18 protein-coding genes are annotated in these 19,557 nt (G+C 73.7%); 10 read left to right on the top strand and 8 right to left on the bottom strand.

All coding sequences use genetic code 11. The features are described 5' to 3' along the window. Positions 1-131: 131 nt before the first annotated feature. The 5 genes from OG946_RS21480 to OG946_RS21460 all read right to left on the bottom strand — a co-directional run bounded on the left by OG946_RS21480 (position 132) and on the right by OG946_RS21460 (position 4,734). Positions 132-728 (bottom strand): TIGR03086 family metal-binding protein, encoded by a 597-nt coding sequence (locus tag OG946_RS21480; RefSeq protein ID WP_326797677.1) that lies wholly within the window; start codon positions 726-728, stop codon positions 132-134. Next, positions 725-1,741 carry a sigma-70 family RNA polymerase sigma factor gene (locus tag OG946_RS21475; protein ID WP_326797676.1) on the bottom strand — a complete coding sequence of 339 codons (1,017 nt, stop codon included), beginning with the start codon at positions 1,739-1,741 and terminating at the stop codon, positions 725-727. Before OG946_RS21475 ends, OG946_RS21480 begins: the two co-directional genes overlap by 4 nt. A gap of 138 nt (positions 1,742-1,879) precedes the next feature. Continuing rightward, positions 1,880-2,713: an NAD(P)H-binding protein gene (locus OG946_RS21470; RefSeq protein WP_326797675.1), complete on the bottom strand. Its 834-nt coding sequence runs from the start codon at positions 2,711-2,713 to the stop codon at positions 1,880-1,882. A gap of 165 nt (positions 2,714-2,878) precedes the next feature. Next, entirely contained in the window at positions 2,879-4,186 is a 1,308-nt protein-coding gene (locus OG946_RS21465; RefSeq protein ID WP_326797674.1) for an MFS transporter, read from the bottom strand. Continuing rightward, complete coding sequence (locus OG946_RS21460) at positions 4,183-4,734, bottom strand: GNAT family N-acetyltransferase (RefSeq protein ID WP_326797673.1); 552 nt, start codon at positions 4,732-4,734, stop codon at positions 4,183-4,185. Before OG946_RS21460 ends, OG946_RS21465 begins: the two co-directional genes overlap by 4 nt. A gap of 1,217 nt (positions 4,735-5,951) precedes the next feature. On the opposite strand from OG946_RS21460, the gene OG946_RS21455 reads away from it, so the two are divergent. The 6 genes from OG946_RS21455 to OG946_RS21430 all read left to right on the top strand — a co-directional run bounded on the left by OG946_RS21455 (position 5,952) and on the right by OG946_RS21430 (position 12,771). Then, positions 5,952-6,701, top strand: a complete 750-nt coding sequence (locus OG946_RS21455) for an SDR family NAD(P)-dependent oxidoreductase (protein WP_326797672.1) — start codon at positions 5,952-5,954, stop codon at positions 6,699-6,701. Positions 6,702-6,809: 108 nt separating this feature from the next. Further along, positions 6,810-8,735: a glycoside hydrolase family 15 protein gene (locus OG946_RS21450; RefSeq protein WP_326797671.1), complete on the top strand. Its 1,926-nt coding sequence runs from the start codon at positions 6,810-6,812 to the stop codon at positions 8,733-8,735. Continuing rightward, positions 8,728-9,339: a histidine phosphatase family protein gene (locus OG946_RS21445; RefSeq protein WP_326797670.1), complete on the top strand. Its 612-nt coding sequence runs from the start codon at positions 8,728-8,730 to the stop codon at positions 9,337-9,339. The genes OG946_RS21450 and OG946_RS21445 overlap by 8 nt, the downstream gene beginning before the upstream one ends. A 164-nt stretch (positions 9,340-9,503) precedes the next feature. Then, a complete protein-coding gene (locus OG946_RS21440; protein ID WP_326797669.1) occupies positions 9,504-10,484 on the top strand; it encodes a hypothetical protein in 981 nt (326 codons plus the stop codon). A gap of 135 nt (positions 10,485-10,619) precedes the next feature. Beyond that, positions 10,620-11,303 carry a DUF3558 family protein gene (locus OG946_RS21435; protein WP_326797668.1) on the top strand — a complete coding sequence of 228 codons (684 nt, stop codon included), beginning with the start codon at positions 10,620-10,622 and terminating at the stop codon, positions 11,301-11,303. 124 nt (positions 11,304-11,427) lie between these two features. Then, positions 11,428-12,771 (top strand): DUF2637 domain-containing protein, encoded by a 1,344-nt coding sequence (locus OG946_RS21430; protein WP_326800327.1) that lies wholly within the window; start codon positions 11,428-11,430, stop codon positions 12,769-12,771. Positions 12,772-12,799: 28 nt separating this feature from the next. Here the strand turns inward: OG946_RS21430 and lysS are convergent, their stop codons facing one another. Next, positions 12,800-14,521 carry a lysine--tRNA ligase gene (gene lysS, locus OG946_RS21425; protein WP_326797667.1) on the bottom strand — a complete coding sequence of 574 codons (1,722 nt, stop codon included), beginning with the start codon at positions 14,519-14,521 and terminating at the stop codon, positions 12,800-12,802. 130 nt (positions 14,522-14,651) lie between these two features. Between lysS and argS the strand changes: the two genes are divergently transcribed. From argS to OG946_RS21405, 4 genes are all read left to right on the top strand, one after another. Next, entirely contained in the window at positions 14,652-16,433 is a 1,782-nt protein-coding gene (argS, locus tag OG946_RS21420) for an arginine--tRNA ligase (RefSeq protein ID WP_326797666.1), read from the top strand. A gap of 39 nt (positions 16,434-16,472) precedes the next feature. Continuing rightward, positions 16,473-16,730, top strand: a complete 258-nt coding sequence (locus tag OG946_RS21415) for a type II toxin-antitoxin system Phd/YefM family antitoxin (protein ID WP_326797665.1) — start codon at positions 16,473-16,475, stop codon at positions 16,728-16,730. Continuing rightward, a complete protein-coding gene (locus OG946_RS21410; RefSeq protein WP_326797664.1) occupies positions 16,727-16,972 on the top strand; it encodes a type II toxin-antitoxin system RelE family toxin in 246 nt (81 codons plus the stop codon). The genes OG946_RS21415 and OG946_RS21410 overlap by 4 nt, the downstream gene beginning before the upstream one ends. Positions 16,973-17,044: 72 nt before the next feature. Continuing rightward, a complete protein-coding gene (locus OG946_RS21405; protein ID WP_326797663.1) occupies positions 17,045-17,878 on the top strand; it encodes an alpha/beta fold hydrolase in 834 nt (277 codons plus the stop codon). Positions 17,879-17,900: 22 nt separating this feature from the next. Here OG946_RS21405 and OG946_RS21400 read toward each other — a convergent pair whose 3' ends face one another. Then, a complete protein-coding gene (locus OG946_RS21400) occupies positions 17,901-18,836 on the bottom strand; it encodes a DUF6924 domain-containing protein (protein ID WP_326797662.1) in 936 nt (311 codons plus the stop codon). 82 nt (positions 18,837-18,918) lie between these two features. Then, the gene (locus OG946_RS21395) at positions 18,919-19,533 is read right to left on the bottom strand and encodes a helix-turn-helix domain-containing protein (RefSeq protein WP_326797661.1); all 615 of its coding nucleotides are present in this window, start codon (positions 19,531-19,533) and stop codon (positions 18,919-18,921) included. Positions 19,534-19,557: the final 24 nt, after the last annotated feature.

Here is a 19,557-nt window from a genome sequence, read left to right as displayed (position 1 = left end):
CCTCCGGTACGCGCCCAGCCCGGCGCCGGACGGCGCCCGGCACGCCTCGGGACGCCGGGCCCGTATCGTCCCCGCACGACCGCGCGCGGGCCGGCACCGTCACCGGCCGGCCCCGCGCCCCGTACGCCCGCTCACCCCGCCCAGTCCGGCCTCCTGCCCAGATACGCGACCAGCCGCTCCCCCGGTCCCGCCCCCTCCCGCACCCACTGCACCTCCGCGAACCGCGCCGGCCGGTCCTCCGCCGCCACGAACAGCGGGGCCAGCTCCAGCAGTTCCGCCGCGAGCGCCGCCGGCACCGGCTCCGGCTGCCCGGTGGCGCGGGCCAGGTCCCAGCCGTGCGCCGCCAGCTCCAGCGCACCCGTGCAGGACACCACCGCCGCCGCCAGCGGCAGCCGGCCGACCGTCACCAGCTCCCGCCGCCGCACCGCCGCCCACGCGCCGAGCAGCCGCCGGGCCCGGTCGCGTACCGCTCTGACCGGGTCGGCGAGGCTGTACGCGGCCTGCGGCTTGAGGGCGATGTGGCCCGTGTCCGCGGCCTCGTTGAGTGCCGCCATGGAGTCGCCGACGTGCGCGAGGAGCTGCCCGAGGTCCCACTGCGCGCACGGCGTGGGCCGCCGCAGATCGCCGGGGCCGATCCGGTGCAGCACCCCCAGGGCGTAGGTCACCGAGCGCTCCAGCAGCGCCACGCCGCCGAGCAGCGCCGGGGGCGCGCTCCCGTCGGGCCTCATCGGTTCCCCCCGTCGGTCAGGTCCCCGTCCGTCAGGACCTCCGGCAGGCCGGCGGTGGCGAACAGCGACGTGTCGAAGAAGCAGCCGACGTGCGAGATGCCGCGCCCGCCCGGCGCGACGGTCAGCACGTGCAACGCGAACGGATGATGGTCGCCGTCCGGGCCGCGGGTGTAAATGGCATACCCCGGCTGCCCGTTGAAGCCCGCCGGCAGCAGCCGCGCCTCCCCCGGCGCGTACGGGCACTGCACGGAGACAAGCGTCGCCACCTGGTCAGGACCGCGGAACCACTCGGGAACCGGCGGCATCTCCCAGACCACGTCCTCGGTGAAGAGGCGCACGATCTCCCGTACGTCCTTGGTCACGAACGCCTCGACGTAGCGGTCCAGCAGCTCGCGCTGCGCCGCGTCGGCCGGCTCGGCGACCGACTCCTCGCTGGGCGCGGCCTTCTCCAACTGCGCGCGGGCGCGCTGCAGCGCGCTGTTGACGGACACGGTGGAGGTGTCCAGCAGCTCGGCGACCTCCGCGGCCTTCCAGCGCAGCACGTCGCGCAGCAGCAGCACCGCCCGCTGCCGCGGCGGCAGGTGCTGCAGGGCGGCGACGAACGCGAGCCGCACGGACTCCCGCGACCCGACGACCGCCGCCGGGTCCGCCGCCGAGGGCTCGACCAGCACGTCCGGCACCGGCTCCAGCCACGGCACCTCGGGCCGCTCGGTCAGCTCTCCCGCCGGGTCGTCCCCGGGGCCGCCGAGGCCGGTGGGCAGGGGGCGGCGCCGGCGGCCCTCCAGGGCGGTGAGGCAGGCGCGGGTGGCGATGGTGTGCAGCCAGGTGCGCAGCGAGGAGCGGCCCTCGAAGTTCCCGTACGCCCGCCAGGCCCGCAGGTACGTCTCCTGCACCAGGTCCTCGGCGTCGTGTACGGAGCCGAGCATCCGGTAACAGTGCGCAAGCAGCTCGCGCCGGTAGGGGTCGGACAACCGGAGGAAGTCCTCCTCGGCCGCCGTGTTCACCGTAGCCATCGCCGCTCCGCCCTCTCTGGTCGCCTTGGCCGCACCCCGCTACGAGTACTGACTGTGTGATCCACGAAAACTCATCGCAGTCCGCACACGAGGGGTCACACGAAGGCGCAGCCGCCGGTCACAGGCGGCGGTGGCCGGTCAGGCGGCGAAGGCGTCGGCGTGGGTCCGGGCCCACTGCTCGAACGTCCGGGGCTCCCGCCCCGTGATGTCGTACACCGTCGGCAGCACCGGCGACTCGTCCAGCGCGCCGCCCCGGTAGAAGTCGAAGAAGGCGTCCACGTACTCCCGCGGCATCGCCGCGGTCATCTCCGCCCGGGCGGTCTCGTCGTCCAGCCCCTCGAAGCGCAGCGGCCGGTCCAGCACGTCGCCGAGGACGGTCACCTGCTCCCCGGGCAGCAGCGGCTCGGGGCCGGACAGCTCGTAGACCTTGCCCTCGTGGCCGTCGCCGAGGAGCGTGTCGGCGACGACCTCGCCCACGTCGTACGGGTCGATACAGGCGACCGGCACATCCGCGAAGGGCCCGCGGACGACGTCGCCGGCGCGCAGCTGGGGCCGCCAGCGCAGGGCGTTGGCGGCGAAGGCGCTGGGGCGGATCACCGTCCAGGGGATGCCGGCCGCGTGGACGGCCTCCTCGGAGCGGAGCATGTACGCGGTGACGGCGTTGCCCCTGTCGCCGCTCGCCGCGGAGCGGCCGGAGAGCAGCGCCACGCGGGCCACCCCGGCGCGTACGGTCTGGGCGAGGAGGCCGGGCATGTCGCGGTAGCCGGGGAGCAGGAAGACACCGTCGACGTCGGTGAGGGGGCCGGCGAGCGACTCGGGGTCGTCGAGGTCGCCGGCCACGGCGGTGGCGCGCGGGGGCAGCCCGGGCAGCTCGCCGCCGCGGGTGAGCGCGCGGACCTCGGCGCCCTGCTCGGCCAGCGCCCTGACCACCTCGGACCCGACATTGCCGCCGGCTCCCGCCACGAGATACATCCGGCACTCCTCCCGGCCCGACGCTGTCCGCAAGCTACGCAAGCCCACAGGGTCGCACGCCGGGACCGCCGCTGTGCAGCCCGTCTTGCGCCATGGCCGGATGCACGGACGGGCTCGCGCCGCGCACCGGCGGGCGCGCGAACGCAGCGGACGGGCGCACCGGACTCACTCCGCGGGAACCTTCTCCGGGGCGTCCGGGGTACCGGCGGTGTCCGCGGTGCCGTGCGTCGGCAGGTCCTTGACGTCACGCAGCCCGGAGGCCAGGACCCACAGGACGCTCAGCACGGCGCCCGCGGCACCGATCCACATGGTCGGCCGCAGGCCGATCGCCGCGCCCAGGGTGCCGGCGAGCACCGCGCCGACGGGGCGTACGCCGAAGTTGGACGTCTGGATCACGCCCATCACCCGCGAGCGCAGCGTCGGCGGGATGACGGCGATCAGGTAGCTGTTGGCCGCGATGTCCTGCACGGCGACCCCGCAGCCGGAGCCGAACTGCGAGACGGCCAGCAACGTGACCACCAGCAGGGTGGGTCCGTCGGCAAGCGGGAGCAGCGGCATGGGCAGGCTGAAGCCGGCGAACCCGATGATGACGGCCGGGCCGATCCCGATCCGCCGCACCACGCGCGGTGCGAGGTACGCCCCGGTCAGCCCGCCGAGCCCGAACATGGCGAACACCAGCCCCAGCAGTGCGGGAGCCAGGCCCAGCTCGTCGGTCGCGTACAGGACGAAGAGCGTCACCAGGAGCGTGCTGAACAGACTCAGCATCGCGACGCCGGCGATCAGCAGGCCCGGGGTGCGGTTGGCCGTCACCCAGTGCAGTCCGGCCGTGAGCCCGCCGCCCTCGTGGCGCGCGGGCGGCGCCTCCGTCGCCTTGATACGTCGCAGGCACACGGCCGACGCCAGGTACGTCACGGCGTCGAGGAGCAGCGCGACCGGTGCCGTCAGCGCCTGGACCAGCGCGCCGCCCGCGCCGGGGCCGGCGACCTCGGCTGCCGATCTGCTGCCGGTGAGCAGCGCGTTGCCTTCCACGTATCGGTCCTCGGCGAGAACGGCGACGTAGACGTGGTGTTTGCAGACGCGGAACAGCACGGTGAAGGCGCCGACGGTGAACACGGTCACGTACAGGTGCGTCATCGTCAGCGCGTCGAAGGCGTACGCCAGCGGCACGGAGACGACCGCGGCGAACCGGCCGAGGTCCGCGACGATCATCGCCCGGCGGCGGTTCGCCTGCCGGTCCGCCCAGGCGCCGCCGGGGATCGACAGCAGGAGCGAGGGCAGCAGGGCGACGGCGGTGAGCCAGCCCATTTCGGTGGGGCCGGCGTCGAGCAGCAGCACGGCGGCGAGCGGGATCGCCAGGAAGGTGATCTCGTCGCCGACGAGGGAGATGCTGAGCGCGGACCAGTAGAGGCGGAACCCCCGCTCCCGCAGCGGCCCGCTCCGGTTCGGTGGGTCGCGGGGGTCCACGGCGTTCACAGGGTCAGCAGCATGATGTCGGAGACGGGCTTGCCGTCCCCGGGCCGCCAACTGCCGATCCGGCGGTAGCCCCACGCGGCGTAGGCGGCATGGGCCGGTGCGGCCTCGGCTTCGGTACGCACCGCGAGCGTGACGCGCTCGACGCCGAGGCCGTCGTGGAGGTGGTGGTGTATCCGGGCGGCTATGCCCCGGCGCCGGCGGTCGGCGCGTACGGCGAGTTCGACGATGCCCAGGGTGCGGTGGCCGGTCTCGGCCGCGAACTCCGGGGTCGTCTCCTCCTCCATGGCCTTCCACCAGCCGGTGTCGGGCGGGAGCGGGTAGCCGAAGGCGTAGCCGACGGGCAGGCCGTCGGCCCGGGCGACGACGAGGCGGGCGCGGGGGAGGAAGACCTCCTGCGCGAAGCGGTCGACGAACTCGGCGATCTCCCTGGGGCCTTCGCGGTAGGGCGGTTCGACCCAGATCTCCTTGTACATCGGCAGCACGATGTCGAGCTGCGCGGCGCACTCCAGCCCTTCCCACCGCTCCACCGTGATCGACGGCTGTCCCATACGTTCCCTCCCGTCCCCCGCGACCGGCCGGACCGGCGCCGGCTAGGGCCGGACCGGAACGGCGGGAACGGACCGGCGGTTGCCGGCGGAAGGCCCGCCCTTCGCGGTGACCGCCGGCCGCACCGGGCGGCGCTCAGCGCTACCCGGGCCGCCCTTCGCGGTGACCGCCGGCCGCACCGGGCGGCGCTCAGCGGTACCCCCGCTGCCCTTCGCGGTGGCGGGGACCCGGACGGGGCGGCGGCCACCGACGCCGGAGCCGCCCTTCGCGGTGACCGCCGGCCGCACCAGGCGGCGCTCAGCGGTACCCGGGGCGCCGCCCTTGGCGGAAGCCGGGACCCGGACGGGGCGGCGGGTGCCGACACCGGGGTGGCCCTTCGCTGTGACCGGAGCGCGCACCGGTCGGCGGGTGCCGATGCCACCGCCGTTCTTCGCCGTGGCCGGAACGCGGACGGGCCGGCGGGTGCCGGCGGTGGGCCCGCCGCCCTTCGCCGTCGCCCGGCGCCGCGTGCCGGTAGTCGGGCCGCCCTTCATTGTCGCGGGGGCAGTGCTCACCTCGGGCTCAAGGAGCGTGATCATCTGTGCGGTCCTTTCGACATCGGACATCAGACGCCACACCCTCCCCCTCCCACCTGGCAGGAACCTTGTGCTCACCTGGAATCCCCAGCTCACCCCGCCCCCACCGCCCCGCCGGCACCGCGATCACCATCGGGCCCGCGGCCCGGTCCGCCCTCTCTGCTCAGCGGGGCGGAGTCAACGGACGGTGAGGTCCGGGCGCGGGAGCGAGGTGTTCCACCGTCACGGGAACCAGGCCGTTCATCCGCCGCTGCATCGCGGTCGCGACGGCCATGGACGATGCCGTGGCTGTGGCAGTCGGTCGGGCTGACGGGTGTCCTGGTCGTCATCGTGCTGATCGGGACCTGCGACGCGCTGACCGGCCCGAGCCTGTCGGCGCTGGTGCCGTCGATGGTGACCGGGCTGATGGACATCTCCAACCGGCTCTTCTGCGCGCTGGTACGCAGCCAGTTCGGCCGCGGGCGCGGGGCGAGGTGTCCGGCTGCGCCCGCGGACCGAATTGTCGGAGGGGCGGCATACCCTCTGAAAGCGTCGTTGGCCCTGCGACGACGACGGCCGGCGCCGCAGCCACCCGGAATCCGCGGCTCGCACCGCCCGCACCCTGCCCTGCCGGCACCCCCGCCCACCTGCTTATCCTGGGCCCCATGCCTACCGCAGTCGTCACCGGCGCGAGCAGCGGCATCGGCGCGGCCACGGCCCGCCAGCTCGCCGCCGCCGGTCACCATGTCGTCCTGACCGCCCGCCGCAAGGACCGTATCGACGCGCTCGCCGAAGAGCTGACCGCCGCCGGGTACGCGGCCACTCCGTACGCGCTGGACGTCACCGACCGCGCCGCCGTAGACGCCTTCGCCGCCTCCCTCGAAAGCTGCGACGTGCTCGTCAACAACGCCGGCGGTGCGCTGGGCACCGAGCAGGTCGAGGCCGGCGACCCGGCCGACTGGCGGGCGATGTACGAGGTGAACGTCATCGGCACGCTCAACCTCACCCAGGCGCTGCTGCCCGCCCTCGTCGCCTCCGGCGACGGCACGGTGGTCATCGTCACCTCCACCGCGGGCCACGCCGTGTACGAGGGCGGCGGCGGCTACGTCGCCGCGAAGTTCGCCGAGCACAGCATCGCCGCCACCCTCAGGCTGGAGCTGAACGGCCGCCCCGTCCGGGTCATCGAGATCGCCCCCGGCATGACCCGCACCGAGGGCTTCGCGGTGACGCGCATGCGCGGCGACGCGGAGAAGGCCGCCGCCGTCTACGCGGGCGTGAAGGAGCCGCTGACGTCGGAGGACGTCGCGGACACCATCGCCTGGGCCGTGACCCGCCCGGCGCACGTGAACGTCGACCTCCTCGTCGTACGCCCCCGGGCGCAGGCCGCGAACTACAAGGTCCACCGCGAGCCGTAAACCCGGCGAAGAACCCCCCGCACCCGAATGGCCGCGCCGCGGCAGCCGTCGCGCGCGCGGGGCGGGAGAGTCGACGTATCGCCGCCGCCAGGGGAAGGAAGTGCCGTCGTGACCCCGGGCCCGTACCCCCCGATCGCGGACCACGGCATCATCGGAGACCTGCAGACCGTCGCGCTGGTCTCCGCCGAGGGCGTGGTCGACTGGCTGTGCGCGCCGCGCTTCGACTCCCCCAGCGTCTTCGGCGCGCTCCTCGACGCCGAGCGCGGCGGGCGCTTCGCGCTCACCGCCGACGCCCCCGACGCCGTCCCCCGGCAGATCTACCTGCCCGGCACCGCCGTCCTCGTCACCCGCTTCCTGTCCACCGGGGGCATCGGCGAGGTGCTGGACTTCATGCCGGTGGACCATCCGGAGCAGCCCACGGACACCCACCAGGTGATCCGGCTCGTACGGGCCCTGCGCGGCCCGATGCGCTTCACGCTCGACTGCAGCCCCCGCTTCGACTACGGCCGTGACCCGCATCAGCTCGAACTCGAAGGAAGCACCGCCCGGTTCCGCTCCGCCACCGCGGACGGACACCTCCAGCTCCTCGGCCCGGTCGGCGACCTGACCCGCGAGGGCGACGACGTGCGGGCCGTGCTGGAGCTGGCGCAGGGCCGCACCGCGGCGGCGGTGTTCACCGTGTGCGCCCCCGGCGCGGACCCGCCCCCGCCCGCGTACGAGCGGGACGTGCACCGGGAGCTGAACAAGGTACGGGCCTACTGGCACCGCTGGGCCGCCCGCTGCACCTACCGGGGCCGCTGGCGCGAGGTGGTCACCCGCTCCGCGATCACGCTGAAGCTGCTGACGTACGCCCCGACCGGCGCCCCCGTGGCCGCCGCCACCATGGGGCTGCCGGAGCAAATCGGCGGCGAGCGGAACTGGGACTACCGCTACACCTGGATCCGCGACGCCTCCCTGTCCGTACGCGCCCTCCTCGACCTCGGCTACGCCGCAGAAGCGGACGCCTACCGGCGCTGGCTCGGCGAACTCCTCGGCGCCGCCCACGCCGCCCGCTTCGCCACCGGCACCGCGGCGGCCGCGGACGGCGCCGGCGACACCCCCTGCTCCTGCGGCACCGTCACCGGCGAGCCGCTCCAGGTCATGTACCGCGTCGACGGCGACCCCCACCTGCCGGAGGAGATCCTGCCGCACTGGGAGGGCTACCGCCGCTCCGCCCCCGTGCGCGCCGGCAACGCCGCCGCCGACCAGCTCCAGCTCGACATCTACGGCGAGGCCGTCTACGCCCTCGCCCAGGCCAGCCGCACCGCAGGACCCGCCGGGTACGACGCCTGGCGCTACCTCGCCGCCCTCCTCGACTGGCTCGCCGACCACTGGGACCGCCCCGACGAGGGCATCTGGGAGACCCGCGGCGGGCCCCAGGACTTCACCTACAGCCGGCTGATGTGCTGGGTCGCCTTCGAGCGCGGCATCCGCATGGCCACGGACCTCTCCCGCCCCGCCGACGTCGCCCGCTGGACCGCCGCGCGCGACGCCGTCTTCGAGCAGGTGATGGAGCGCGGCTACAGCCCGCGGCGGCAGGCGTTCGTCCAGCACTACGGCGCCGACGTGCTCGACGCCTCGCTGCTGCTGATGCCGCTCGTCGGCTTCGTCACGCCGGCCGAGCCGCGCTGGCTGTCGACGCTGCGGGCGATGGAGGCGGAGCTGGTCACCGACAGCCTGGTGCACCGGTACGACCCGTCCGCCGCCCCCGACGGGCTGCGGGGCAGCGAGGGCACGTTCTCGCTGTGCAGCTTCCTGTACGTGTCGGCCCTCGCCGGCGCGGGGCACGTGGACCGGGCGCGCTACGCGTTCGACAAAATGCTCACGTACGCCAACCACGTGGGCCTGTTCGCCGAGGAGATCGGCCCCACCGGTGAACAACTCGGCAACTTCCCGCAGGCGTTCACCCACCTCGCGCTCATCTTGGCCGCACTGACCCTGGACGAGGCGCTGGACGCCGCGGAGAAAGAAGGAGGCACGGCCGCCCATGGGTGACCTGCTGCTCGTACGGCACGGCCAGACCGAGTGGAGCCGCGACGGCCGCCACACGGGCCGTACGGATCTGCCGCTGACCGACGTGGGCGAGGACCAGGCCGGCGCGCTGGCCCCGCTGCTCGCCGGGCGGCGCATCGCCACGGTGCTGTGCAGCCCGCTGCAGCGTGCGGTCCGCACGGCGGAGCTGGCGCTGCCCGGCCGCCGCGGCGCGGTGCTGGAGCCGCGGCTGCAGGAGTGGGACTACGGCGGCTACGAGGGCCTGACCACCCCGGAGATCCAGGCGGAGCGGCCGGGCTGGGACCTGTGGCACGACGGGGTGCCCGCGGGCGGCCCCGGCCACCCCGGGGAGACGCTGGCGTCCGTCGGGCGCCGCTGCGACGAGGTGCTGGCCGTCGCCGACGCGGCGCGGCAGGAGACGGACGGCGACGTGCTGCTCGTCGCCCACGGGCACGTTCTGCGCGTCCTCACCGCCCGCAGGCTGGGCCAGCACCCGGCCGCGGGCGCGCTGTACCGGCTGGAGACCGCCACGCTGTCGGTCCTCGGTACGGAACATGACAGACCCGTACTTCTCGGCTGGAACATCCCGGCGGGCAGCGCGCGATGACGCGCGGCATGCCCGCCTCGCGCGCCCATGCGACAAGATAAGCGGGTCAACCGCCTTACTGCGGACACCCGACCGGACGAACCGGCAGGACGTGCGATAAACATTGTGGTCGTCCGCCATCCGCGGACGGCACCATGTCCTGGAGTCGGAAGGAGCCTTCTCCCGTGCAGCGAAGGGCACTCGCGCAGGCCGCCGCGACGGCCGCCCTGCTCGCGGTCGCGCTGGCCGGCTGCACCGGCTCCGACCAGAGCAGCGGCGCGGTCGACAGCCAGACCGGCGGGGCCGGCGCCGCCTCCGTACCGGTGCCGTCGGGGAAGTACAGCACGCTGCCCGAGCCGTGCACGGCGCTGAGCGCCGGGACGCTGGAGGACCTGCTGCCGGGGACGGCGGACGAGGAGAGCGACGAGGACGCCGAGGAGGCCCTTGCCGGCGAGCCGGACCTGACGTATGACGCCGACCGGCAGGTGGGCTGCCGCTGGGAGCGGGAGACCACGGAGGGCGGGCACAAGCTGGAGTTGCAGTTCGAGCGGATCGTGTCGTACGACGACGAGGTCAGCGACGACCAGCAGGCCGCCCAGATCTACGCCGAGCGGGCCGAGGAGCACGACGTCGACGTGAGCAGCGGCCGGCCCGACCTGCCCGACAAGGCGGAGACCGGCAACGCCTCGGGCGGCGTCCCGGCCACGGGCGAGAGCGGCCCGCCGGGCGGCGGCAAGGACGGGGACGCCGGAGCGAGCGACGAGCCCGGGTCGGGCGGGAGCAGCGGCGAGGCGGGCGGCGAGGACTCCGAGGGCGGCACAGGCGAGAGCACGCCCGGCAGCACGGACGCCAGCACAGACGGAAGCACGGACGACAGCACCGGCTCGGGCACCGGCTCCCCCGACGGCGACTCCAGCCCCGCCGAGACCATCGCCCCCCGCCTCCTCGACGACATCGGCGACGAGTCGTTCCTCGACGACAAGACCGCCGGCGCCTCCTCCGGGGTGCAGCGCAAGGTGACAGTGGTGTTCCGCACGTCGAACGTCGTGGTGACCGTCACGTACGACCAGTGGCACACCGCGGGCGCCGAGCCGACGGACGGCGCTGAGCTGCAACAGCGCGCCCAGCAGGTGGCCGACCGGCTCGCCGACCAGCTCGCCGACTGACGTCCCGGCCGCCCCGGTCGCCCGTACGCCGTCGGCGCCTGCGGGTACGCTCGCAAGCCGGCGCACGCGAGGCGCCTGGCCCAGGGCGTCGTGCCCCCACCACGCGCCGCCCGACGACCGAGTGATGAAGGACCCATGCACCGCTCTACGACCCGCATCCCCCGAGCCCTGGCCGCCGCGGCCGTGCCCGTGATACTCGTCACCGCCGGCTGCTCCTCCGGCGACGACGGCGGCGACAGCGGCAAGCCGGGCAGCGCCGCACCGTCCACGGAGAGCAGCGAGCCGCAGGTCGAGCCGGCGAAGTTCGCCAAGCTGCCCGACCCCTGCGCCGCGCTCGCGAAGGACAGCATCAAGGACCTGGTGCCGGGGGCGAAGAGCACCGCCGGCAAGGCGGGCAAGTCCGCCGACACCTCCCAGCGCAGCAGTTGCTCCTGGGACGGCCTCGACGGCTACCAGTGGCGCTGGCTCGACGTCTCCTACCAGCGCTACGACTCCGACCCGGCCGTCGGCAGCGGCGCCGACCGCGCCGCGGAGTACTACGGCAAGCAGGTCAACGCCGCCGAGGCGGCCGGGGGCGCCAAGGGCATGAAGACCTCCGCGCCGTCGGGCGTAGGCCAGAAGGCCGCGGCGTTCACGTACGAGACGACAGAGGACAAGCAGGACTACCGCAAGCAGACGGTCGTCTCCCTGCAGGAGAACGTCGTCGTCACCGTGAACTACCACGGCGCCGGTTTCCAGGGCACGGATCAGCCCAAGTCCGCCGACCTGCTGAAGGACGCCGAGAAGGCGACCAAGGAAGCCCTGGCCGCGGTCAAGTGAGCGAACCTGCCTACGCAAGCCCGTACAGCCGTGCGAGGCTAGCGTGGCTCCGGGCCGGGCCCGGAGCGGCCGGTGATCGCCAGCGGAGAGGGAACGGCGCGTGGACAGGGCTCCTGCGATACGCATGAACCGGACGCACCGCATGCTCATCACCGTCGTCGTCCTCGGCGCGGTGGTGATCGCGGCGATCGGCTTCGCCGGCTCCTACGCGGCCGTGCGCGACCTCGCCGAGAAGAAGGGCTTCGGCGACTTCGCGGTCTTCTTCCCCATCGGCATCGACGCGGGCATCGTGGTGCTGCTGGCCCTCGACCTGTTGCTGACCTGGATGCGCATTCCGTATCCGCTGCTGCGGCAGGCGGCGTGGCTGCTGACGGCGGCGACGATCGCGTTCAACGGCGCGGCGGCGTGGCCCGACCCGCTGGGCGTCGGGATGCACGCGATCATCCCGGTGCTGTTCGTGGTGGCGGTGGAGGCCGCGCGGCACGCGATCGGGCGGATCGCGGACATCACGGCCGACAAGTACATGGAGGGCGTGCGCGTCTCGCGCTGGCTGCTGGCCTTCCCCTCCACGTTCCGGCTCTGGCGGCGGATGAAGCTGTGGGAGCTGCGCTCGTACGAGGAGGTCATCCGCCTCGAACAGGACCGCATGGTCTACCGCGCCCGGCTGCGCGCCCGCTACGGCCGGGCGTGGCGGCGGAAGGCGCCGGTGGAGGCGGTCATGCCGCTGAAGCTGGCGCGGTACGGGGTGCCGCTGGCGGAGACGGCGCAGGCGGGTCTTGCGGCGGCGGGCATCGACGCCCCGCTGCGGCCGGCCGGATCGGTCGCGCGGACGGCGCACGCCCTGGAACCCGCACAGGACGTACAAACCACCCAAATTGCACAAAATACACAGACCGCACAAGCTGTGCCGCCTGTACAGACCGCACCGCCCGCCCCGGTCGCCTACCAGCCCGCGGCCGCCGCCCCGCAGGCCGAGCCGGCGCCGCCCACCACCGCAACCGCCCCCGCGCCCGTACCGGAGCCCGAGCCGCTGCCCGAGCCCGAGCCCGAGCCCGTCGCGACGATCCCGGGGCCCGCGCCGCGCCGCGATCTGCGCGCCCCCGCCGCCCTCAACGGCCACCAGCGGGCCGCGGCGCAGCGGCCGGCCGCCGCCGTCCCGGCGCCCCGGGAGCCCGAGCCCGAACCCGAGCCGGCCCCCGAGCCCGTCGCGCCGCCCGCCCCCGCCGACGACCGCGCCGAGGTCGTCGGGCTGCCGGACGGCGTGCCGTACGACGACGCGCTCTTCGGCTACTACCGCCAGTTCGTGGTGGACGAGGGCCGCTTCCCTTCCGCGCGCGTGTTCGCCCGCTACCTGCGCGACGTCCACGGCGTGCAGTACGCGGACGGCCGCACGCTCGACGAGCGCTACCTGCGCACGTACACCCACGAACTGAAGGCCCGCTACAACCAGGGCATGGGCACCGCCTGACCGGCCGGCGGCGCCCCGCCCCGCGGCGTCAGCCGCCCAGCAGCTCCCGCACCCGCTCCTGCCCGACCGCCAGCAGCAGCGTCGGCAGCCGCGGCCCGGTGTCGCGGCCCACCAGCAGCCGGTACAGCAGCGCGAAGAACGCCCGCTGCTCCGCCTTCAGCTCCGGCGTCGGCTTCGCGTCCGCGGGCAGCCTGGCGCGCAGCTTGGGCACCCCGTACAGCAGCGTCGTCAGCCCGTCCAGCGACCAGTGCTCGTCAAGACCGGCGAGCAGCAGCCGCAGCAGCTCGCGCTCGCCGTCGCCGAGCGACGCCAGCAGCTCCGCGTCCGCGTCCTTGCGTACCTGGGTGCGCTGGTCGGCCGGGACCTGCGTGGTGATCCAGCGCTCCGCCTTGTCCAGCCGCGGCCGGGCGTCGGCCAGCGACGTCAGCGGGTGCTCCGGGTCGACCTCGGCGAGGATCCGCAGCGTCTGCTCGTCGTCGCCGGCGGTCACGTCGGTCACGGAGGCGAGCATGCGGTACGGCAGCGGGCGCGGCGTCGCCGGCAGCGGCCCGGCGACGGTGCCCGCGGCGCGCTCGTACGCCGCGACGTCGCCCGGCTGCGCCGTGCCCGCGCCGACCTTGCGGACGAGGGCGTCCCACTCGTCGTACGTCCGCTGGATCTCCTGGTCGAAGGCGACCTTGAACGACTGGTTCGGCCGGCGCCGCGCGTACAGCCAGCGCAGCAGCATCGGCTCCATGATCTCCAGCGCCTCGGCGGGCGTCGGCACGCCGCCCTTCGACGACGACATCTTCGCCATGCCGCTGATGCCGACGAACGCGTACATCGGGCCGATCGGCCGCTCCCAGCCGAAGATCCCGACGAGCTTGCCGCCGACGTTCCACGAGGAGCCGGGCGAGTGGTGGTCGACGCCGGAGGGCTCGAAGACCACGCCCTCGTACGCCCAGCGCATCGGCCAGTCGACCTTCCACACGAGCTTGCCGCGGTCGTACTCGGCGAGCCGCACGGTCTCGCCGTGCCCGCAGGCGCAGGTGTACGTCAGCGCGGTGGTCTCGTCGTCGTACGCGGTGACCGTCGTCAGGTCGCGCTCGCAGACCCCGCAGTACGGCTTGTACGGGTAGTACGCGCCGCCGGCCGTCAGGCCGTCGTCCTCGTCGGCGGCCCCGGAGCCCTCGGCCGCGGCCAGCTCCGCCTCGTCCACCGGCTTCTGCTGCTGCTTCTTCTGCTGCTTCGGCTTCGTGCGGAACTCGGCGAGGACCGCGTCGATCTCGGCGCGGTGCCGCATCGCGAAGAGGATCTGCTCGCGGTACGCACCCGCCGTGTACATCTCCGTCTGGCTGATGCCGCGGTACGTCACGCCCATCTCGGCGAGCGCGCCCTCCATGGCCGCCTTGAAGTGCGCGGCCCAGCTCGCGTGCGGGCTGCCCGCGGGCGCGGGCACGGAGGTCAGCGGCTTGCCGATGTGCTCGGCCCAGGACTCGTCGACGCCCTCGACGCCGACGGGCACCTTGCGGAAGCGGTCGTAGTCGTCCCAGGAGATCAGGTGCACGCAGTGGACGCCGCGGCGGCGGATCTCGTCGGCCACCAGGTGCGGCGTCATCACCTCGCGCAGGTTGCCCAGGTGAATCGGTCCTGAAGGGGACAGGCCGGAGGCGCAGACCACCGGTTTGCCGGGGGCTCGGCGCTCCGCCTCGGCGATGACCTCGTCGGCGAAACGGGAGACCCAGTCGGCGGCCTCGGCGGTGGCACCCACAGTCCTGACTTCCTCTCTCCGCGCGTCTCTGCAGCGCTTGCGGGACCCATTCTCCCAAACAAAATCGTCTTGCCCTGCATGGGATACTGAGGGCTCATCCCACCTCCAGAAGGAAGCGGCGATCACGAACATGGCCTCAGTCCCGTCCCTCGCCACCCAGGTCCGGCAGCGCGTCGCGGACGCCCTTGCGGCAGCGCTGCCGCAGGAGGCGGCCGCCGACCCCCTGCTGCGACGCAGCGACAGGGCGGACTTCCAGGCCAACGGGATGCTGGCGCTGGCCAAGCGGCTGAAGACCAACCCGCGCGAGCTGGCAGGGCAGGTCGCCGCGCAGGTCGACGCGGGCGACGTGCTCGCGGACGTCGAGGTCTCCGGGCCCGGCTTCCTCAACATCGCGGTGACGGACGCGGCGATCACGTCGAACCTCGCCGCCCGCGCCGCGGACGACCGCCTCGGCGTGCCGTACGCGGACGCCCCCGGCACGACCGTCATCGACTACGCCCAGCCGAACGTGGCGAAGGAGATGCACGTCGGGCACCTGCGCTCGGCGGTCATCGGCGACTCGCTCGTACGGGTGCTGGAGTTCACCGGCGAGACGGTGGTCAGGCGGCACCACATCGGCGACTGGGGCACGCAGTTCGGCATGCTCATCCAGCACCTGGACGAGCACCCGCACGAGCTGGACCACGGCGGTGCCGACGGCGCCGCCGTCTCCGGCGAAGAGGCCGCCTCGAACCTCAACAGGCTCTACAAGGCCGCCCGCGCCGTCTTCGACGCCGACGACGCCTTCAAGGAGCGGGCCAGGCGCCGGGTCGTCGCGCTGCAGTCGGGCGACCCGGAGACGCGGGCGCTGTGGCAGCGGTTCGTGGACGAGTCGAAGCTGTACTTCTTCTCCGTCTTCGACAAGCTCGACATGGAGGTCAGGGACGCCGACATCGTCGGCGAGTCCGGCTACAACGACATGCTGGACGAGACCTGCGAGCTGCTCGCCGACGCGGGCGTCGCGGTCGACTCCGAGGGCGCGCTGTGCGTCTTCTTCGACGACATCAAGGGCCAGGACGGCCAGCCGGTCCCGCTGATCGTCCGCAAGTCCGACGGGGGCTACGGGTACGCGGCCACCGACCTGTCCGCCATCCGCGACCGGGTGTTCAACATCAAGGCGCGGACGCTGCTCTACGTCGTGGACCACCGGCAGTCGCTGCACTTCCGGATGGTCTTCGAGACGGCCCGCCGGATGGGCTGGCTCGACGGCGACGTGACGGCGACGCAGCTCGCGTTCGGCACGGTCCTGGGCAAGGACGGCAAGCCGTTCAAGACCCGGGCGGGCACGACCGTACGGCTGGAGGACCTGCTCGACGAGGCGATCGACCGGGCGTCGTCGGTGGTCCGGGAGAAGGCCGACAAGGCGGTGCCGCCGCTGACGGAGGCGGAGATCGCGGAGCGCGGCGCGCAGGTGGGCATCGGCGCGGTCAAGTACGCCGACCTGTCCACGTCCGCGGCCCGGGACTACAAGTTCGACCTGGACCAGATGGTGTCCCTGCACGGCGACACCTCGGTCTACCTCCAGTACGCGTACGCGCGGATCCGCTCCATCCTCCGGCGTGCCGGCGACACCGCGCACCCGGCGGCCCACCCGGAGCTGGCGCTCGAACCGGCGGAGCGGGCGCTGGGCCTGCACGTGGACGGCTTCGCCGCGGTGGTCGCGGAGGCGGCGGAGGAGTACGCGCCGCACAAGATCGCGGCGTACCTCTACCAACTCGCGTCGCTCTTCACGACGTTCTACGAGCACTGCCCGGTCCTGAAGGCGGACACCCCCGCGCAGGTGGAGAACCGCCTGTTCCTCAGCGACCTGACGGCCCAGACCCTGCACACCGGCATGTCCCTCCTGGGCATCCGCACCCCGGAGCGCCTCTGAGAACTTGCCGAAAGCAGCAGGTCACTGTACATTTTTCGCATGTCACTGACGCATACGGTAACGGAGGGGCGCAACCGCTTCGGGCAGCTCGTACGCCGGGCCTCCCACAGCCGGGAGCGCATCACCATCACCGACCATGGACAGCCCGCGGCCGTGCTGATCAACGCCGATGAGCTGGCGGATCTGGAGGAGGCCAACGCGGTCCTGGAGTACAAGCTGCGCCGGGCGCTGGGGCAGACCGGCGGCACGGTACCTGCTGCTGAAGCCCGCCGCCGAGTCTTTGACTCCGACGAGTGAACGTCGCCTGGGACCCCAAGGCCCTGGCCGCCGCCCAGCTCTACGCAAAGGAAGACCGGGAGGGCGTACTGACCGTCTTCGACGCCACCGACGCCCTCGCCTCGGATCCCCGGCCGCCGGGGTCGCTCTCGTACGGCGAGAACCTGCACCGGCTCCACGTGGGCCGTTACCGCGTCTGGTATGAGATCAAGGACGAGATCGTGGAGATCGCCGTCTTCCACCTCGGCCGCACCGGTGCCTGAGGGAGCACGACCTCCGCACATGGCGAAACCACCGCGCGATGGCCGCGGAACCGCTCCCGTACGCTGATCGTCATGAACGACTGGCAGTTGGCCCAGGTCTTCCCCAGCGCCGCCGGGGAGGTCCGCTGGGACCGGCTCGGCGCTCCCGGAGGGCGGCCGGTGGTGCTGCTGCACGGGACGCCGTGGTCGTCGTACACCTGGCGGGCCGTCGCGCGGGCGCTGGCGCGGGGGCGCGAGGTGTACGTCTGGGACATGCCCGGGTACGGGCAGTCGGAGAAGCACGCGGGGCAGGACGTCTCGCTCGACGCGCAGGGGCGGATCTTCGTCCAACTGCTGGATCTTTGGCGGTTGGACGAGCCGCTGGTCGTCGCGCACGACTTCGGCGGCGCCGTCGCGCTGCGCGCGCACCTGCTGCACGGCGCCGCGTACCGCGCGCTGGCCCTCGTCGACCCCGTCGCGCTCGCCCCCTGGGGCTCGCCGTTCTTCCGTCTCGTACGGGACAACGCGCCCGTCTTCGAGCAGCTCCCGGCGGCCCTGCACACGGCGCTGGTCCGCGAGTACATCACCACCACCGGCGGTCCAGGACTCCACCCGGCGGTCCTCGACGCCCTCGTCGCGCCCTGGACGGACGACGACGGCCGCCCGGCCTTCTACCGCCAGATCGCCCAGGCCGACCAGCGCTACACGGACGAGATCCAGCCCCGCTACGGCGGGATCGACCTGCCCACGCTCATCTGCTGGGGCACGGACGACACCTGGATCCCGGTCGCCAAGGCCCACGAACTGCACGCCCTCGTGCCGCACGCCGGTCTTGAGCTGTTCGAGGGCGCGGGCCACCTGGTCCAGGAAGACGCCCCGGCCGAACTGACCGCCGCCCTGCAGACGTTCCTCACCGAGCAGTCCTAGCGCCCGCGCCGCCGGTCCGCGCCTACGCGTCCTCCCACCACGGCTTCACGCCCTCCACGGCGACGTAGTCGTGGAAGTCCATGTTGGCGATCTCCAGGTTGCAGACCATGGAGCCCGCCTCGCGCCACGGCAGGACCGCGATGTGGCCCGGGACGTCGTCGAGGTCGACGGCGACCAGCGGCCGGCCCGCCCCGGCGAAGGTGCCGGCGTCGGCGAGCGCGACCAGCACGGTGTGCTCCCCGGGCGGGACCAGCGCCGGGACCGCGCCGGGCGGCAGGCCCGCGTAGGCGGGGTCGTCCACGACCAGCGCCGTCAGCGGGTAGTTGTCCACGTCGATGTCGTCCGAGTCGGCATCCGCACCGACCCAGCCCTCCGCGTCGGTCCCGCCCAGCTCGGCCAGCATGGCGCGCCAGCCGTCGTCGTCCTCGAAGCAGGTGCGGACCAGCAGGGCGCCGTCGGTGGCGGGCAGGGCCGGGAAGGCATGGGGCGGCGGTGTCGTCGGCGCGGGGAAGGCCGGACGCCCGGCGTCGCCCTGGTAGGTGCCCTGACCGTCCATCGCGCGGACGAGATCGTCGAACACGAGCGTCCCGCCGAGCAGGGCGTCCAGGATCTCGCCGAGCCGGTCCGCCGCTATCCGGGCCCCGCGCCCCGGTATCGCCGCCAGGTCCACCAGCAGCGGCTCGCCGCCGTACACCGTGGCGCTGTCCACCAGGACGGCGACGGGCGCGGCGGATCCGCCGTGCGGGAGGAGGGCGGGCACGTTCCCGCCGCGCAGGCCGTCCCAGCCGGCGTCGGCGACGCGGCGCAGCCGCACCGGGCCGCCGCCGCCCGGGACGGGCGCGGCGCCGTCCCCGGTCCGGTCGCGCAGCTCGCCCCAGCAGGGCTCGCCCTTGTCGTAGTACGTGCAGATCACCAGCACCTCGCCGGACGCGGTCCGGGGCAGCTCCGGGCAGGACATGACTTCCCTTTCGACGGTTCGCCGCAAGATGCCCGGGAAGCTATCGCGCCGCACTGACAGCGGCCGTCCGGCGGCTCCTCCCCTACGAGGCCGACTTCGGGCGGGCGCGCAGGTGGGCGCGTTCGCCCTGGCCGCCGAAGAGGCTGAGGAACTCCACGGGTTCGTCGTCCGCCGCGCCGAACCAGTGCGGTACGCGGGTGTCGAACTCGGCCGCCTCGCCGGGTTCGAGGATCAGGTCGTGCTCGCCGAGCACGACGCGCAGCCGGCCGTTCATCACGTACATCCACTCGTAGCCCTCGTGGGTACGCAGGTCAGGCTCCCGGCGCCCGCTGCCCGCGGGCAGGATCAGCTTGAACGCCTGGATGCCGCCGGCCCGGCGGGACAGCGGCAGCATCGTCATGCCGTTGCGGGTGACCGGGCGCAGGTTGATGCGGGGGTCGCCGGTGGGCGGGGCGCCGACGAGTTCGTCGAGCGTGACGCCGTGGGCGCGGGCCAGCGGCAGCAGCAGCTCCAGCGTGGGGCGGCGGCTGCCGGACTCCAGCCGGGACAGGGTGCTCACCGAGATCGCGGTGGCCGCGGACAGCTCGGCGAGCGTCTGCTCGCGCTGGCGGCGCAGCTCGCGCAGGCGGGGGCCGACGGCGGTGAGGGCGGTGTCCAGCTCGCCGTCGGGGTCGGGGGTGCTGTCGGTGTCAGCCATACGAAGAGTTTGCCATATCGGCAA

Source organism: Streptomyces sp. NBC_01808 (genome assembly GCF_035917395.1).
In the GTDB taxonomy this organism is placed as follows: Bacteria; Actinomycetota; Actinomycetes; order Streptomycetales; family Streptomycetaceae; genus Streptomyces.
This window is presented reverse-complemented; position numbering and strand designations above follow the sequence as displayed.

Bases quoted from the DNA above. Each gene is read 5' to 3' on its own strand.
- OG946_RS21435 (WP_326797668.1), top strand. From the start codon at position 10,620: ATGCACCGCTCTACGACCCGCATCCCCCGAGCCCTGGCCGCCGCGGCC.
- OG946_RS21430 (WP_326800327.1), top strand. From the start codon at position 11,428: ATGAACCGGACGCACCGCATGCTCATCACCGTCGTCGTCCTCGGCGCG.
- OG946_RS21460 (WP_326797673.1), bottom strand. From the start codon at position 4,734: ATGGGACAGCCGTCGATCACGGTGGAGCGGTGGGAAGGGCTGGAGTGC.
- OG946_RS21405 (WP_326797663.1), top strand. From the start codon at position 17,045: ATGAACGACTGGCAGTTGGCCCAGGTCTTCCCCAGCGCCGCCGGGGAG.
- OG946_RS21445 (WP_326797670.1), top strand. From the start codon at position 8,728: ATGGGTGACCTGCTGCTCGTACGGCACGGCCAGACCGAGTGGAGCCGC.
- argS (WP_326797666.1), top strand. From the start codon at position 14,652: ATGGCCTCAGTCCCGTCCCTCGCCACCCAGGTCCGGCAGCGCGTCGCG.
- OG946_RS21480 (WP_326797677.1), bottom strand. From the start codon at position 728: ATGAGGCCCGACGGGAGCGCGCCCCCGGCGCTGCTCGGCGGCGTGGCG.
- OG946_RS21475 (WP_326797676.1), bottom strand. From the start codon at position 1,741: ATGGCTACGGTGAACACGGCGGCCGAGGAGGACTTCCTCCGGTTGTCC.
- OG946_RS21415 (WP_326797665.1), top strand. From the start codon at position 16,473: ATGTCACTGACGCATACGGTAACGGAGGGGCGCAACCGCTTCGGGCAG.
- OG946_RS21395 (WP_326797661.1), bottom strand. From the start codon at position 19,533: ATGGCTGACACCGACAGCACCCCCGACCCCGACGGCGAGCTGGACACC.
- OG946_RS21470 (WP_326797675.1), bottom strand. From the start codon at position 2,713: ATGTATCTCGTGGCGGGAGCCGGCGGCAATGTCGGGTCCGAGGTGGTC.
- OG946_RS21400 (WP_326797662.1), bottom strand. From the start codon at position 18,836: ATGTCCTGCCCGGAGCTGCCCCGGACCGCGTCCGGCGAGGTGCTGGTG.
- OG946_RS21455 (WP_326797672.1), top strand. From the start codon at position 5,952: ATGCCTACCGCAGTCGTCACCGGCGCGAGCAGCGGCATCGGCGCGGCC.